This window comes from Flavobacterium fluviale, from assembly GCF_003312915.1.
GTDB classification, from domain to species: Bacteria; Bacteroidota; Bacteroidia; order Flavobacteriales; family Flavobacteriaceae; genus Flavobacterium; species Flavobacterium fluviale.
The window spans coordinates 4314270-4327867 of the sequence record NZ_CP030261.1 but is presented as its reverse complement, the minus strand read 5'-3'; the positions used below and the strand labels follow the sequence as shown (position 1 = coordinate 4327867).

The following is a 13598-nucleotide window of genomic DNA, read 5'->3' as shown; positions in this document are numbered from 1 at the left end:
AAAAAAAGTAAAATGTTTCATAAAATAGTTCTATTGTTATTATTCTTAGTTATTGGCGCTGTTTTTTATTTTTCCTGGTTATCAGATCCCGGTTTTGGGGGAGAAACTTATCTGCCGAGATGGCTTTTAAACTGGAGTAATCAATATTACAATCTGCGAACAGCTGTTCCTTTTTTAGCTTTAGGTTTTCTACTGGAAGTTTATACAGAACATAGCGATGTAAACGATTTAAGTAATAATAGTAACAGAAAATTGAATTTCATACAAAACATAGTCTTCGCAGCAATTATTGTTTGTATAGCCGAAGGAGGGCAGTTTGTAATTCAAAGAAGAAGTCCCGATTTAGCAGATGTTTTTTTTGGAATTGCAGGAAGTATAATAGGAGCACTAGGTTACAATCTATTGAAAAAATTAAAAAATGCGAAACAGACATAAATTTACTTTCATAATGTGTTGTGCTATTGTAGACATGATTGCGATGGTCTTTGGTACAATTCTATTTTTGAATTTTGCAACAGAAGAGAATATTGGCTGGAATGGTTTATTTCTAAATAAAATGATTCCTATAACAATTTTAAGCTGGTTATTTTCAGTTACTTATTTTCAACTGTATCGAGTAGACGTTCTTTTTAGTTTAGATGAATTTTTTCGCAACAGCTGGCGGGCTTTCTTTACACAAAGAATTCTATGGCATAGTTATATTTTCATTTTTCAGGATGATGTGTTGTATTTTTTTGGCAGCAAAGCCAATTTAATTCAGTTAAGTTTTCTATTGTCATATTTTCTATTGTCGAGAATCATATTTACCGTAGTAATTGGAAAAATAAAAGGCTGGGTTTTTAAACAATATACTGTTGCAATATGGGGATTTAATAAGACAAGTATAGAATTGGCTTCCCATTTAGAAAACAATTCGTTCTTTATCAATTTTGTGGGGATTCTCAATGAAAATTCATCTGTAGAATATAATAGCAATGAAGATTTTTCCTTAGCGCTTTTTGATGCGATTCATAATGCATCTGAAAACAATATAAATGAGTTATACATTGTTACAAAGCCTGATTTTATTTCAGATTTGAATTATTTCTTTGAACTTGGTGATAAGCACTGCATGCGTTTAAAATTTGTTCCAGATTTTTCATCCATTTCAAAAAAACATTTTAATTCAACTCATTTAAATAATTTCCATGTCATTAAGCCCCGTTTTGAGCCTTTACAAAATGCTTATAACAGATTAGCAAAAAGAGTTTTTGATCTTGCTTTCAGCATTTTGGTTATTGTTTTTGTCTTGTCCTGGTTATATCCTTTATTGGCTTTTCTCATTAAAAAACAAAGTAAAGGGCCAGTATTATTTAAACAAATGCGAACAGGAAAAAAGAATCAGCACTTTTGGTGTTATAAATTCCGAAGCATGTATATAAATGTTGGAGACGAAACCCAGCAGGCCCAAAAAGGAGACAGCCGTATCACGCCGATAGGAAAATTTATACGCCGAACCAGTTTAGACGAAATGCCTCAATTTTTTAATGTTTTGATAGGAAATATGAGTGTTGTAGGACCTCGCCCTCACATGATTAAACATACGTCAGACTACAATGACCATATTAATAATTTTATGGTGCGTCATTTCGTTAAACCGGGAATTACCGGTCTGGCTCAGGTTTCTGGTTTAAGAGGCGAAACCAAAAAAGTATCAGACATGAAACGACGCGTTACAACAGATATCGAATATGTACAGCGCTGGAGCTTAATTAAGGATATTAAAATTTGCTTTTTAACAGTCATAGTTACCTTAAAAGGAGATAAAAATGCTTTTTAAAAGAATAGATATTAAACTCAAAAATAGAAACCAAAAATAAATTTAAAAATAAACTAATAACTGATAATCATGGATATTACTAATTACCTTATTGGTTTACTCACAGGAGTTTCTGTGACAACCTTTTTTATTGGAAAAGAATGGTATAAATATTATACAAAATATACTATTCAGCAAAAGCAATTAGATCGTGTTCTAAAATTGAACGATAAAATTAAAAAACTAAAAAGTTACAGTCCGTCAGAAAGTCCAAACGTGAATGTTGGAGTCTAAGACCGATTTTTCTAATTTAATTTCCTTAAAATGCTTATTGATTTGTAAAAATTAATAAGTCAGGCATTTCAATGGACTAAGCTCGATAGGTATCGAGCTTAGTCCATTTCCCGTCGCTGCATGCCGCACTTTAATACTCCCTTTATCTTAGGAGTTTATCTTTTAATTTATTTGTAGATAAGCACCAGTTTTCATCCTACACTTTTACAGCTCCCAATCTTATTATATTACAAATTCTTCTTGTTAGAACTGCTTTTTTCAGGGCTTATTTAATGCATTAAATAGGTTTAATGAAAAGGCTGAAGCAGGAAGAAATTATTATGCTAATAAAAGATCTTGATACAGTTCTATCTGGGATTTTCTGTTGCTGCTAAGAATGTTTTAAGTTATCAAAGTGTAATCCATTAAAAAAGATGCTAACTCTTAAGAGATGATTAAAAAAGAAAAAGTATTGGTTCGAGATAATAAAGGGATTTTTTTAAAGATGTTTAAAAGAAAGTTCAAAGCTGATTTTGAATTTTCTGAAGATTCCTTTTTGCTGAAAAATGAGAATAAATCAACTAGTTATGATCATTCTGTATTCGTAGTATATGAATATTCGGAGCTGCTGGATTTTTTTCAATTAGAAGGAATAAATACAAATTTTATGGTTTGCTTATTTAGTAAACATCTCTATAACAGTTTGGCGAGAATCGAAGAAATCAAAGATTTAATTTTGATCGATGCATCTAAAAGTAAAAACGAAATTTTTGAAGATTTGAGAATGTGCTTCGAAAAATCTTCAAATTTAATTCCGAAAATACCCCAGAAGCGATTTGTAAAATCAAAAATGCCCAAGAAGCAGCTGGAGGTTCTTCAAAGAGCTTTATATTTTATGATGTAATGAAAACGATAAATGAAAACACGAATGCATAGCTCAGCTGGTTAGAGTCCCCGAATTTATTCGGGACGGTCGGAGGTTCGAACCCTTCTGCGTTCGCTAAGAAGCCGCTTTATTTAAAGCGGCTTCTTTATTGATTCCTTAAATAGTGTATCTTATTTAAACAGTTTTCCGATAATATTTCCAATATCTGCAAAATCATCTAGATTACTTACCGCCCTTTTTTCAGTAACGGTTTTATCAATTTTTGTAAAAGGATAAATAAGCATATAATTATGATTTTTCATGGTCTTATTTAAAAGTTCGGGTATGTTTTGCATCTGAAAAAAATAAGAATGCATGTTTCTGTCTGGCATTAATAAAATTAAACCTTCATCTGTTTCCAAATTATATGAAACTTCCTGTAATTCCTTCCATGAAGTTACATTATTAAAAACGGCTTCAATATTTGCTTTTTTAATGATTCTTTTTAAAACTTCAATTGTTTTATTGTTCGCATAAAAGTTCATTTTGGCACCCGAATTTTTACCAATGTTCCATATTCTCAATAAAGAATGAAAAAAACCAGCTTCACGTTCTGCATTAAACGGAATAACAACGGTATATTTTTTAATGGTAGCAATAGGCTGCACAGTATGATATATAATTACATTTATTTCCTTGTTACGCAAATATCCATTGTAAAGATTATAAATAAAAGAAGGTGAAAAGCCTTTCTCTCCTTCTAAACCAATGATTAGATCTGTTATATTCTGTTCTTTAACGACATTGTTTATCCCAGACACCACATCATTATCATGTCGGGTAATTGGATTCACTTTGACATCTGCTCCAGCTGCCATATTTACAGCCGAGCCAAGTAGTTTTTCTGCATTTTTTGACGAAGATTCGCTTTTTTCTTCATTAATAATATTCAAAGCAAATATGCCGTCTTTATTCGTTTTTGTTTTTATAAGAAGTCCAAGATTAACTATTTTTTCAACAGTTTCTTCATGGTTTAATGCCATAAGAATGTTCTCTTTTTCGTGACTTGTACCGGCAACAGTTTCTTCTTTATCAGAATCTGATATTCTTTGCGCACTCGCCATGGAAACAAATGATGAAATAGTACATGAAACCAATATTAGTAAAATACTTCCGTTAAGCACATGTTCATTTAAAAGACGGATAGGTTCTCCTGCTTCCGTCTCAGATAAAATAATATTATAACCCACCATTACCGAAGCCAATGTTGCAGCCGCAGAAGCAGCGCTCATTCCAAAAATAAGCGTACCCTCGTCATTAGTTAGACGGAATGTTTTTTTAGTCAAAATAGCCGCTGCATATTTCCCTCCAATAGAAGCTATAAGCATAATAGAAGCCACACCCAAAGTTTCCCAGCTTTGGATAAAAGCATTAAAATCTATAAGCATCCCGACACTAATAAGGAAGAAAGGAATAAAAATAGCATTTCCAACAAATTCTACACGGTTCATTAATGACGAAGTATGCGGAATAAGTCTGTTTAAAGCAAGACCAGCAAAAAAGGCTCCAATAATAGCTTCAATTCCTGCTAGTTCTGCCAGTAAAGCAGCAAGATAGATCATGACGATAACAAATATATATTGAGAAATTTTATCTTCTACATTCTTAAAAAACCAGCGTGCTATAATTGGAAATACTAGTAAAACAATTAAAGCAAATACCAGCATAGAAAATGATAATTTGATCCAAAACGCAGTTCCTACTTCTCCTTGTGACATTCCTACGACAACTGCTAGTACAACAAGTGAAAGGACATCTGTAATCATTGTTCCGCCCACAGTAATGTTAACAGCCAGTTTTTTCGCAATTCCTAATTTACTTATCATAGGATATACAATAAGCGTATGAGAAGAAAACAAACTGGCAAATAACACCGAAGTTAAAATCGAAAAATGTAAAATATAATAACCGCCTATAAATCCAAGCACAAATGGGACTATAAAAGTGTAGATTGAAAAAGTAATACTCTTCCATTTATTCTTTTTAAAATCGCCCATATCAATCTCAAGACCTGCCAAAAACATAATGTACAGAAGTCCTGTAGTTCCAGTTACCACAATACTGCTGTCTCGTGCAAGCACATTAAATCCGTTTGGGCCAATTACAGCTCCAGCTATGATCAACCCTAAAAGATGAGGTACTTTTATCTTATTTAATAATAGCGGAATACACAATATTATAATAAGTTCGATTAGGAATTTTAGCAAGGGATCTTCTAAAGGCAGGCTGAGGTGTTGTATACTTAATAACATATTTTATTTTTTTTGAGGAAGATTAAGTTCTACAGAAAATCTGGCAGAGCAATTATCCTGTCCCGTTATTGTCTGAGTCCCTTTAATGACATTGGGTTTGATATCATCAAGAACCACATTCATCTTTATATTATTTTTAGAAGTACTGTCACCTTTAAATTCGAGCAATATTTTATCTTCAATATATTTTGCTGTAAAAACGCGGGTCAGTTTTTTATTATTTAAGACATTCGTGTAAATTCCTGTAGAATCAGATAAAAATTGCCAGGATTCATTACGCTGATCTCCTATTACATATTGGCTGCAGTTAGATTCACGGCACAGCATTTTACTGTTCCAAATACCTTTAATAGCATCGGGCCATTCTTTTACTGCTATTGCTGGATTTTTGGTAACACTATCTTTCAAAGCATAAATGCTGTCGCGAAAAGAAAGCAGTAATTGATAATCTGACTCTTTTCCGGCTATTTTTTCTTCTCTTAAATTTAAAGCCTTTTCTCTCTTTTGGAGTTCTAGTTCTTTTTTGTTTTCACATGAAATAAGTAAGCATGCAAGAAATAATAATAGAGGCATTTTTTTCATAAAAACAGTTTTGTGGATTTACATTTTTGGACAAGTAAACAGAATTACACCGCTGAAAGTGTAAAAAAGATTTTCTAAGATACTGAATTAATTGCTGAAAATGCAGTTTTTGGCCTATTAAGTCTCTCTTAAGTTTAGATTTTAGCAGAAAAATAATTAGATGCAACACAGTTAAAAAAATATTTTTTAGAGCTAAAAATCAATTTTAAAGCTGATGGAAAATAGTGTACTTTAGTCTTTAAGCTTGCAATTAAGCTGCAGCTTAAATTATAGAAATGCATTTTAAATACATAGTTACTTTTTTTATTTTATTTTCAATTACTGCGAATTCGCAAATCGTAGAAGAGAAGAAAAATTTTCGCGCAGCAGATTCGCTGTTAAAAGAGCATAGCTTTTCTGTTCATAGGGATAATTATTTCTTAACTGGCGTGCCTCTTAGCGAACCCATTACCCGAAATTCTGCGGATGTAAAATACCAAGTCAGTTTTAAACTTCGATTAAATTCAAAACCTTTGTGGGGCGGATTTTTCCCTTATTTAATGTATACTCAAAAAGCCTTTTGGGACATTTATGCCAGTTCTAAACCATTTTCAGAAATAAATTTTAATCCTGGTGTTGCCATCGTTCGTCCGTTTTATTTAAAAGGCGGAAGACTTACCTACGGAACTATTTCTCTAGAACACGAATCAAACGGAAGAGATTCTATTTATTCGCGAACTTGGAACATGCTTGCTTTTTCTTTAAAATCGCAAGTTTCCCCAAGATGGACAGTTGGAATAAGAGGATGGTTTCCATTAGTTGATAAAGAAGACAATCCAGGACTTACTAAATATGTCGGTTATGGCGAAGCAAGCGCAACCTATCAGATTCAGCCAGGAAGATGGAGTGCCGATGTCCTTTTTAGAAAAGGAAGCGGTCTTATCAATTACGGATCTTTGCAGACACAACTAAACTGGAGACCATATAAAGATGAAAATTATTATATCACACTGCAATGGTTTGTGGGTTACACAGAAAGTTTAATAGACTATCAAGAACATAGAAGTATGCTTCGCTTAGGATTCACGATTAAACCAGAAAGTATGGGCATTTTTTAGATTTTTGAGATGCCATTTTCATGAGATAAATTTTTAATTTTCAACCAGTAAATTAATTTCTTTTAACTGATCAAAACATTTAGCATGAATTTCTGCTCCTTCAATGTATTGATTTAGAGTCATTCCGTATAAATTAGGTATATTTGTAAAAGTTTCTAGAGTAGAAGATTTGATTTCAAATTTATCTAGGTTGGAATTGGTTTGATATTTCCCTGCCTTATTTTTATTTTGGTTTGTCATCGTAGTTAAATTTTAAGAAGTTAAAAGTTTAATTCTTTCAACCATATCCCTGTTTTCGGTAGCCACTTCAACTAATGCTAACAAAATATCATTTCTTACTATCGTTTTGTTCCTTACATTTCTAATCAAAGCTTTACTGGGTGCTGTCTGGCCTTTTTTTGTCATACAGTCAAGGGTTAGATCTACATATGTCGCCGGTAAATACTTGTCTATAAATTCGTAAGCTTTTATGTTGTGAGAATTATCTTCTTTAAAATTGCTATTTTTGATTAATTTTGACATATATTTGCTATTTATAACTTATAATTTCAATAAAAAAGTAAATGTAGGAATAATATTATACTTTTTATCTTTTCGAATGTTAAAAAATATATTTAAACTACATTTTTTTCTGATTTTAAATAATGATGTATCACGAAAAATTAAGCAAATTCTTTAAGGATAAAGGATTAAAGCAAAAAGAGGTAGGACAAATTTTAGGATTTAGTCCCGCAATGATTGGGAGATATTTACACGGTACAGCTAATATTGGTTCTGAATTTATTATTAGTTTAAGTAAAAATTTTCCTGATGTAGATTTAAATGACCTATTTGCTCAACAAAATGAACAAAATATGGTGAATGAGACAGAAGCCGTTTATGAAAAACATGATATTCTAAACGATTTAGAAGATATCGAGGATCGTATACATACCATTAGGCTGCGTCTCGCAGAGAAAAAATTTGAGGAGTAATGCTCCATAAAATTTCCAAAAATATCTAACTACAAAAAAATAGATTTTAAGCCGCTTCTTAGAGCGGCTTTTTATTTGGATATGTTTAATGTTAAACAAATGTACTGCAGCGGGTTAAGATTTTTTTATTAAATTTGATAGACAATTTCTAGCCAGTAACCACATGGAAAAATTAAAACGACCGGTATATGTCAAACCCGGAACTGATGATTTTTTTAAAAAGATGCGTTTAGAAGTGAATGAAACCATCTTAAAGAACTCATCTTTATACGTATTAAATGTTGTAAAGTCTCTCGGACTTTTAGCCGCTTTCTTTTTATTTTATGGATGCATTTTAATTTTTGGAAACCAGACTTATCTACTCTTTCTTTTTTACACTTTGTCTGGAATTACAATGATCGCATTATTTATTAATGCTTTTCATGATGCAGCGCATGGAGCTTTGTTTAAAAAGCCAAAACATAACGAGTGGTTCTTGTATGTTTTAGAGCTCTTCGGCAGTAATCATTGGCTCTGGATGCGCCGGCATATCAGTCTGCATCATGCGTATCCGAATGTTCCAGATTGGGATGTAGATATAAAACAAAGCGATATCATCCGCATTTTTCCTAGTAGTCCACTATTCAACTATCATAAATACCAGCATATTTATATGTGGCTAATTTATCCCTTTTACAGCCTTAACTGGATATATATAAGAGACTTTAAAGATTTTTTTGGGACTAAAGACAATTACGTGAAAAAAATAGTTGAAAAAATTCCGAAACAGGAAATTTATCGATTATTTGCAGCCAAAATTATAAATCTAATTTATCTGCTTTTTGTACCCATGATGCTTTTAAGCCAGCCTTGGTATATCGTTCTCTTCGCCTGGCTTTGTATGCATATGTGCGGCAGTGCAATTGGAGTGGTCGCGCTGGTTTCTACTCATGTTGATGAAGATGCCCATTTTCCCAATACCGACCAAGAAGGAAATCTTTCTGACACGTGGGCAATGCACCAAATGATTGTAACTAAAGATTTTAGTACAGAAAGCAAGCTTGCCAATTTTCTATACGGAGGATTTACGCATCACGTAGCACATCATCTATTTCCAGGCGTCGGCCACACGTATTATCCCTATATCACCCCGATTATAAGACGTTATGCCGAAGAATATAATCTGCCATATACTTCATATCCTTTTTACCACGCTGTGCGTTCACACTTCAGAATGCTGAAAAATAAAGGAGTAAAAGAGAATATTTTAATGACGGGGGAAATTTGAATAGAAGAATTAAAAATTAAAAATTAAAAGTCAACCATAAACGATCAACCATTAACCATTAACCATTACCCATTACCCATTACCCATTACCCATCAACCATCAACCATTAACCATTAACCATCACTCCTTAATATTCTCCCTTTTTACATCCAGATCTTTTAAAAATCGATCTTTAATTTCTATTTCAAAATCGTCCTCTTTAAAAACGGTTAGTTTAGATTTTTCAAATTTGTAAACATTTATTTTATTGTTTTTTACATCAATAAAAAGATCGTAAGAGTACGTACTGCAGTCATGCTGCTTGCATCCCCACGCATGCAGGATATTTTCTTGTTTTTCAAACGGAGTTTCAGTATTCCAGTATTCAACCATTTGATTGTAATCTGGACCTAATAATTTTTGTAATCTTGGGGCCAGACTGCTCTTTGTTAAAAATTGAGTTCCAATGACACTTTTATCAGTCAGATCGTTTAAAGTGTCTGCCGGATTAATCACAGCTGAATCTGATTGTAATGCGTGTGTTATAATTGATGTCGAATCTGTTGTGGGAACACTTTTAACGGTTTCTTTTTTACAGGAAAAAAAGACTAAACTACTCAGCATTACTAGAGAAATGGATTTGGCACGGCAATTCATAAGTAACTGATTTTAGAATTAATAAATTAAAATATATTGTAATGGTCTAATATTCATAAAGATATTAAAATAATGTCTGTTTTGAAAGGAATTTTCGGCGTTTATAAAACACCAATGAACCATTTGAATTTTAAAGAATCAGTAATTTTAATTTTTTTTGTTTAACTTCAATTTTTTAAAATTATCTATCAATGAATTCTTTTTCAAAAATTTTAGTCACTTTTCTTTTGTTGACGGCAGGAGTACAGGCACAAAATGAAGTATACACAACTCCTGTTGAAACAGAAATTGCCGACACAACATTCGTAAGACTTAGAGATTATAGCAATGACTTTATTTACGACATGAAGTATGCAACTGAAGATAATTTTCTAAAAGCGAAAGTTTATGACTGTGCCGAATGCATGCTGCGATTAAAAACCGTTAAAGCTTTAATTGCTGCTAATAATGACTTTTTGAAAAAAGGTTACAAAATCAAATTATACGACTGCTACCGTCCTTTAGATATTCAAAAAAAAATGTGGAAAATTGTGTCGAATCCAGAGTATGTGGCAGATCCAAAAAAAGGCTCCATCCACAATAGAGGAGGAGCCGTAGATATATCTTTAGTTGATATAACAGGAAAAGAAGTAGATATGGGTACTCCTTTTGATTTTTTCGGAATTCAGGCCAGCCATAATTTCAAACAGCTTTCAAAAGAAATTTTATCTAAAAGAGCCTATTTGAAAAAGGTTATGATAAAAAACGGCTTCAATTCATTTGATTCAGAGTGGTGGCATTATAATTTAAAATCGGGTTTAAAAGATAAAGTTGCCAATCAGAAATGGAAGTGCGATTAATTATTCAACACATCGAATGTTTTCGATAAAATAAGTGTTAGGATGCGTCACTTTACCGCTTAATTCAGAAGTCAATTCGGCTTTTACAATGTAATCTTCGGTATTTGTAAGGTACTTAATTCGCATAATCGAAATTGGAGATTTTTTAAGTTCTTCAAAATTATCTTTCATAAACATAAAAATCCCTGTATTTACACGATTGTCAAAACCTTTATCATCACGAATTAATGTACCGCAGTTTTCTTGATTAACGTGCATTAAGGTTACAATCTTTCCGTTTTCTAATTGTAGAAATATTTTTGAATTTTTGTCAAAACAGTTTGCCTTTATAAAATCTTTACTTTTTTGTATCGATTGAAGATTAAGTGTCGGTAAACCATCGGTTTGAGCCAGAGAAAAGAAAATATAATTAAAGCTGCCTCCAAAATATTTTTCACTCATTAAATATTCATTGGTAACTTTATAACTTCCAATGGAGTCATTTACATTTACGCTGTATTCACATGGTTTTTGGGCAAATGCGGTAATAGTTAATAAAAAAAGAGTTAGAGTAAATAGTTGTTTCATTGTTTTTAGATTATTTTGGTGCAAATTAAAACTATTTTGTTATCTTTTACATCTGTTGTAAAAAAACAATACAAATTACCTCCATTTTTTATTTTCCATTTTTTTCGAATGTTTTCAACTGTTTCAGGAAAGTTTCGAGTTGTTATATTGGCCTGCTTATTAGCAAGTTCGATTTTCATTTCATTTTTGTTGTATGAAATTGCTTTTTGGATTTCAAATCTGCGTCCCGGAAAATCAATTAAATTTTCAGAAGTATACAAATGAGAATGTTTATGTAGTTTGTCAATTTCAAACGAAAGACCCACTTCGTCAAATCCGCCCGATTTCATTATCGCGGCGTTGGGTTCGTAAAGATATTTTTTAGGTGCATCAAACAGTGGAAAAGTCATTTCTTCTCCTAAAACAAATTCAAAAGTTTCTGTTTTTTCTTTTAGAATATTGGCCGTTTTTATGGTGATTTCTCCCGAGTAATTTTTATGAATTTCAAAAAGCAATTCTTTAACCTCATTCTCGAGCGCAATGATGTGAATGTTTTTTACATTTTTTAATTCAGATAATCCAGCTGAAATATCTAGTAATGGTGCAGTTTTAATTAAAATCGAATCTGCCTTTTCTAAATAAAAATCGAGAAGTTCAGGAACATTGGGCAGACAGTCTTTCAGCATAAAAACTTTTCCTTTCGCGTCATTTCTGCGCGATGGATCAATGTAAATCCAATCGTATTTCTGATCAGATTCTTCCAAAATATTGATCGAATCACCACTGTAAAAAGTACAGTTTTTAACTTCTAATTGATTAAAATTATGTTTTACAATATCAGATAAATCAGCATTGATTTCGCAATGCGTCACAGCTTTGAATTTCTTCGAAAAATAATAATCATCGACACCAAAGCCGCCGGTAAGATCAATTAAAGTTTGTCCGGAAATCAAATCGGCTTTGTACGCAGCCGTTTTTTCAGATGAAGTTTGTTCGACTGAAATCTTACTTGGATAAATAATATTTGAAGTCGAAAACCAAGTTGGCAGTTTCTCTTTTGCTTTTGTTCTAGCCTCAATTTGATTTAAAATTAAAATCCATTCCACATCTGGAAATGGATTTTTCTGAAGCGCTAATTTCGTTAAGTCTGCACCAGTATTTTGAATGATAAATTCTTGAATATCTGGATGCAAAATAGAAGTGTTCAAAGCTAAATTCTTTCGGTTAATACGGAGACAATTTTATTGTTAGGAAAAAATTCTTTTAAAATCACTTTAATCATTGTAAAAACCGGAACCGCGATGATCATGCCGACAATTCCAAAAGTGATACCGCTTATTAAAATGATCAAGAATATTTCTAACGGGTGCGAATTTACACTTTTTGACGAAATTATAGGCTGGCTGATATTATTATCAATAGCCTGAACTACTAAAAAGCCTATTACTACATAAATTGTAGTCGGCAGAATTTCCGATTGAAAATCTTGCCCGATCATGCTGATCATAGTAAGAATTCCAGCCAAAGTAGTTCCAATAATTGGCCCCAAGTATGGTATTATATTTAGGATAGCACATAAAAAAGCAATCACAAATGCATTTTTATTTCCGAAAATAATTAATACAATAAGATATAGAATAAAGACCACTATTAATTGTAATAGTAAACCAATAAAATAGCGGGTCAATAAATGATTTATTTTGGTAATTGAGTTTATAATTTTGTCTTCATTTGAATCTGGAAGTATTCTTCTGGCTTGATCTTTAAAAACAGTTTGATCTTTAATAAAAAAGAAAGTAATAAAAAACACCGATACTAATCCCATTCCCATATCGGCCATAAAATTAAGTATCGAATTGATAAATCCTGTGAAATAACTGAAATCCAGTACCGATGTAAGTTTAGAATCTTTTATAACTTTATTTAAATCAATATGCTGGACATTAAAATATTCTTCAAGATGTCTTTCTGTTTCCATAAATTTAGTCTGAAGATGCGCCGTATCTAAAAGCGCTAAATTGTTGGCCTGGGAAATAATCAGCGGGACAAATAAAAGTATGAATCCTGCAATTAAAAAGACAAAAAGAATGATAGTGGTTGTTGCAGCTAAGGAGTTGCTGAACTTCAATTTATTTTTTAAAAATAAGACCAACGGATTTGAAATTAAACATAAAAGTAATGAAATACATAAGTATACAATTACTGTTTGAATTGAATATAAAAAGTATAATACGATACCAATTATTAAGATTGTTGCTAAAGCTCTTAAAATTCCGTTAGAAATAGTTTTTGACGTTATCATTTTTTAATTTTAGACTATAAATATAGCAAAAAGCATTTTAAAATATGGGTTTAAACAAAAAAAGCGAGATGAAAAACATCTCGCTTTCTCGCATATTTTAGGATAG

General features: G+C 31.8%; 16 protein-coding genes and 1 tRNA gene. 9 read left to right on the top strand and 8 right to left on the bottom strand.

Annotation, left to right across the window (positions count from 1 at the left end; all coding sequences use genetic code 11):
* Nucleotides 1–12: 12 nt before the first annotated feature.
* The 5 genes from HYN86_RS18670 (at nucleotide 13) to HYN86_RS18650 (ending at nucleotide 3071) form a co-directional block, all read left to right on the top strand.
* Complete coding sequence (locus tag HYN86_RS18670) at nucleotides 13–435, top strand: VanZ family protein (RefSeq protein WP_113679414.1); 423 nt, start codon at nucleotides 13–15, stop codon at nucleotides 433–435.
* Nucleotides 419–1819 carry an exopolysaccharide biosynthesis polyprenyl glycosylphosphotransferase gene (locus HYN86_RS18665; RefSeq protein ID WP_113679413.1) on the top strand — a complete coding sequence of 467 codons (1401 nt, stop codon included), beginning with the start codon at nucleotides 419–421 and terminating at the stop codon, nucleotides 1817–1819. Before HYN86_RS18670 ends, HYN86_RS18665 begins: the two co-directional genes overlap by 17 nt.
* Nucleotides 1820–1888: 69 nt before the next feature.
* Nucleotides 1889–2092 (top strand): hypothetical protein, encoded by a 204-nt coding sequence (locus HYN86_RS18660; RefSeq protein WP_113679412.1) that lies wholly within the window; start codon nucleotides 1889–1891, stop codon nucleotides 2090–2092.
* Between the two features lie 430 nt (nucleotides 2093–2522).
* Nucleotides 2523–2975: a hypothetical protein gene (locus tag HYN86_RS18655; protein WP_113679411.1), complete on the top strand. Its 453-nt coding sequence runs from the start codon at nucleotides 2523–2525 to the stop codon at nucleotides 2973–2975.
* 22 nt (nucleotides 2976–2997) lie between these two features.
* Nucleotides 2998–3071: transfer RNA gene (locus HYN86_RS18650), tRNA-OTHER, on the top strand.
* A gap of 56 nt (nucleotides 3072–3127) precedes the next feature.
* Here HYN86_RS18650 and HYN86_RS18645 read toward each other — a convergent pair.
* Nucleotides 3128–5248, bottom strand: coding sequence for a cation:proton antiporter (locus HYN86_RS18645; protein WP_113679410.1), 2121 nt, complete (start codon nucleotides 5246–5248; stop codon nucleotides 3128–3130).
* A gap of 3 nt (nucleotides 5249–5251) precedes the next feature.
* Entirely contained in the window at nucleotides 5252–5830 is a 579-nt protein-coding gene (locus HYN86_RS18640; RefSeq protein ID WP_113679409.1) for a hypothetical protein, read from the bottom strand.
* Nucleotides 5831–6105: 275 nt separating this feature from the next.
* Here HYN86_RS18640 and HYN86_RS18635 point away from each other — a divergent pair, with 275 nt between their 5' ends.
* Nucleotides 6106–6927: a phospholipase A gene (locus HYN86_RS18635; RefSeq protein WP_113679408.1), complete on the top strand. Its 822-nt coding sequence runs from the start codon at nucleotides 6106–6108 to the stop codon at nucleotides 6925–6927.
* 33 nt (nucleotides 6928–6960) lie between these two features.
* Here HYN86_RS18635 and HYN86_RS18630 read toward each other — a convergent pair whose 3' ends face one another.
* Nucleotides 6961–7167, bottom strand: a complete 207-nt coding sequence (locus HYN86_RS18630; protein ID WP_113679407.1) for a hypothetical protein — start codon at nucleotides 7165–7167, stop codon at nucleotides 6961–6963.
* 12 nt (nucleotides 7168–7179) lie between these two features.
* The gene (locus tag HYN86_RS18625) at nucleotides 7180–7449 is read right to left on the bottom strand and encodes a hypothetical protein (protein ID WP_113679406.1); all 270 of its coding nucleotides are present in this window, start codon (nucleotides 7447–7449) and stop codon (nucleotides 7180–7182) included.
* A 122-nt stretch (nucleotides 7450–7571) separates the two neighbouring features.
* Between HYN86_RS18625 and HYN86_RS18620 the strand changes: the two genes are divergently transcribed.
* On the top strand, nucleotides 7572–7901 hold the full coding sequence (locus HYN86_RS18620; RefSeq protein WP_113679405.1) for a helix-turn-helix domain-containing protein: 330 nt from the start codon (nucleotides 7572–7574) through the stop codon (nucleotides 7899–7901).
* Nucleotides 7902–8064: 163 nt separating this feature from the next.
* Nucleotides 8065–9168 carry a fatty acid desaturase family protein gene (locus tag HYN86_RS18615; RefSeq protein ID WP_113679404.1) on the top strand — a complete coding sequence of 368 codons (1104 nt, stop codon included), beginning with the start codon at nucleotides 8065–8067 and terminating at the stop codon, nucleotides 9166–9168.
* A gap of 121 nt (nucleotides 9169–9289) precedes the next feature.
* Here HYN86_RS18615 and HYN86_RS18610 read toward each other — a convergent pair whose 3' ends face one another.
* A complete protein-coding gene (locus tag HYN86_RS18610; RefSeq protein WP_113679403.1) occupies nucleotides 9290–9805 on the bottom strand; it encodes a hypothetical protein in 516 nt (171 codons plus the stop codon).
* Between the two features lie 191 nt (nucleotides 9806–9996).
* On the opposite strand from HYN86_RS18610, the gene HYN86_RS18605 reads away from it, so the two are divergent.
* Nucleotides 9997–10644 (top strand): M15 family metallopeptidase, encoded by a 648-nt coding sequence (locus HYN86_RS18605; protein WP_113679402.1) that lies wholly within the window; start codon nucleotides 9997–9999, stop codon nucleotides 10642–10644.
* Here the strand turns inward: HYN86_RS18605 and HYN86_RS18600 are convergent, their stop codons facing one another.
* The 3 genes from HYN86_RS18600 to HYN86_RS18590 are packed head-to-tail and all read right to left on the bottom strand — an operon-like array spanning nucleotide 10645 to nucleotide 13492.
* Entirely contained in the window at nucleotides 10645–11211 is a 567-nt protein-coding gene (locus HYN86_RS18600; protein ID WP_113679401.1) for a hypothetical protein, read from the bottom strand.
* 5 nt (nucleotides 11212–11216) lie between these two features.
* Entirely contained in the window at nucleotides 11217–12398 is a 1182-nt protein-coding gene (locus HYN86_RS18595) for a class I SAM-dependent methyltransferase (RefSeq protein WP_113679400.1), read from the bottom strand.
* A gap of 2 nt (nucleotides 12399–12400) precedes the next feature.
* Nucleotides 12401–13492: an AI-2E family transporter gene (locus HYN86_RS18590; protein WP_113679399.1), complete on the bottom strand. Its 1092-nt coding sequence runs from the start codon at nucleotides 13490–13492 to the stop codon at nucleotides 12401–12403.
* Nucleotides 13493–13598 lie beyond the last annotated feature (106 nt).

Excerpts from the sequence above, each read along its gene's own strand:
- HYN86_RS18590 (WP_113679399.1), bottom strand. The coding sequence starts at position 13,492 with ATGATAACGTCAAAAACTATTTCTAACGGAATTTTAAGAGCTTTAGCA.
- HYN86_RS18640 (WP_113679409.1), bottom strand. The coding sequence starts at position 5,830 with ATGAAAAAAATGCCTCTATTATTATTTCTTGCATGCTTACTTATTTCA.
- HYN86_RS18615 (WP_113679404.1), top strand. The coding sequence starts at position 8,065 with ATGGAAAAATTAAAACGACCGGTATATGTCAAACCCGGAACTGATGAT.
- HYN86_RS18665 (WP_113679413.1), top strand. The coding sequence starts at position 419 with ATGCGAAACAGACATAAATTTACTTTCATAATGTGTTGTGCTATTGTA.
- HYN86_RS18625 (WP_113679406.1), bottom strand. The coding sequence starts at position 7,449 with ATGTCAAAATTAATCAAAAATAGCAATTTTAAAGAAGATAATTCTCAC.
- HYN86_RS18660 (WP_113679412.1), top strand. The coding sequence starts at position 1,889 with ATGGATATTACTAATTACCTTATTGGTTTACTCACAGGAGTTTCTGTG.
- HYN86_RS18635 (WP_113679408.1), top strand. The coding sequence starts at position 6,106 with ATGCATTTTAAATACATAGTTACTTTTTTTATTTTATTTTCAATTACT.
- HYN86_RS18605 (WP_113679402.1), top strand. The coding sequence starts at position 9,997 with ATGAATTCTTTTTCAAAAATTTTAGTCACTTTTCTTTTGTTGACGGCA.
- HYN86_RS18630 (WP_113679407.1), bottom strand. The coding sequence starts at position 7,167 with ATGACAAACCAAAATAAAAATAAGGCAGGGAAATATCAAACCAATTCC.
- HYN86_RS18645 (WP_113679410.1), bottom strand. The coding sequence starts at position 5,248 with ATGTTATTAAGTATACAACACCTCAGCCTGCCTTTAGAAGATCCCTTG.
- HYN86_RS18620 (WP_113679405.1), top strand. The coding sequence starts at position 7,572 with ATGATGTATCACGAAAAATTAAGCAAATTCTTTAAGGATAAAGGATTA.
- HYN86_RS18600 (WP_113679401.1), bottom strand. The coding sequence starts at position 11,211 with ATGAAACAACTATTTACTCTAACTCTTTTTTTATTAACTATTACCGCA.
- HYN86_RS18655 (WP_113679411.1), top strand. The coding sequence starts at position 2,523 with ATGATTAAAAAAGAAAAAGTATTGGTTCGAGATAATAAAGGGATTTTT.
- HYN86_RS18670 (WP_113679414.1), top strand. The coding sequence starts at position 13 with ATGTTTCATAAAATAGTTCTATTGTTATTATTCTTAGTTATTGGCGCT.
- HYN86_RS18610 (WP_113679403.1), bottom strand. The coding sequence starts at position 9,805 with ATGAATTGCCGTGCCAAATCCATTTCTCTAGTAATGCTGAGTAGTTTA.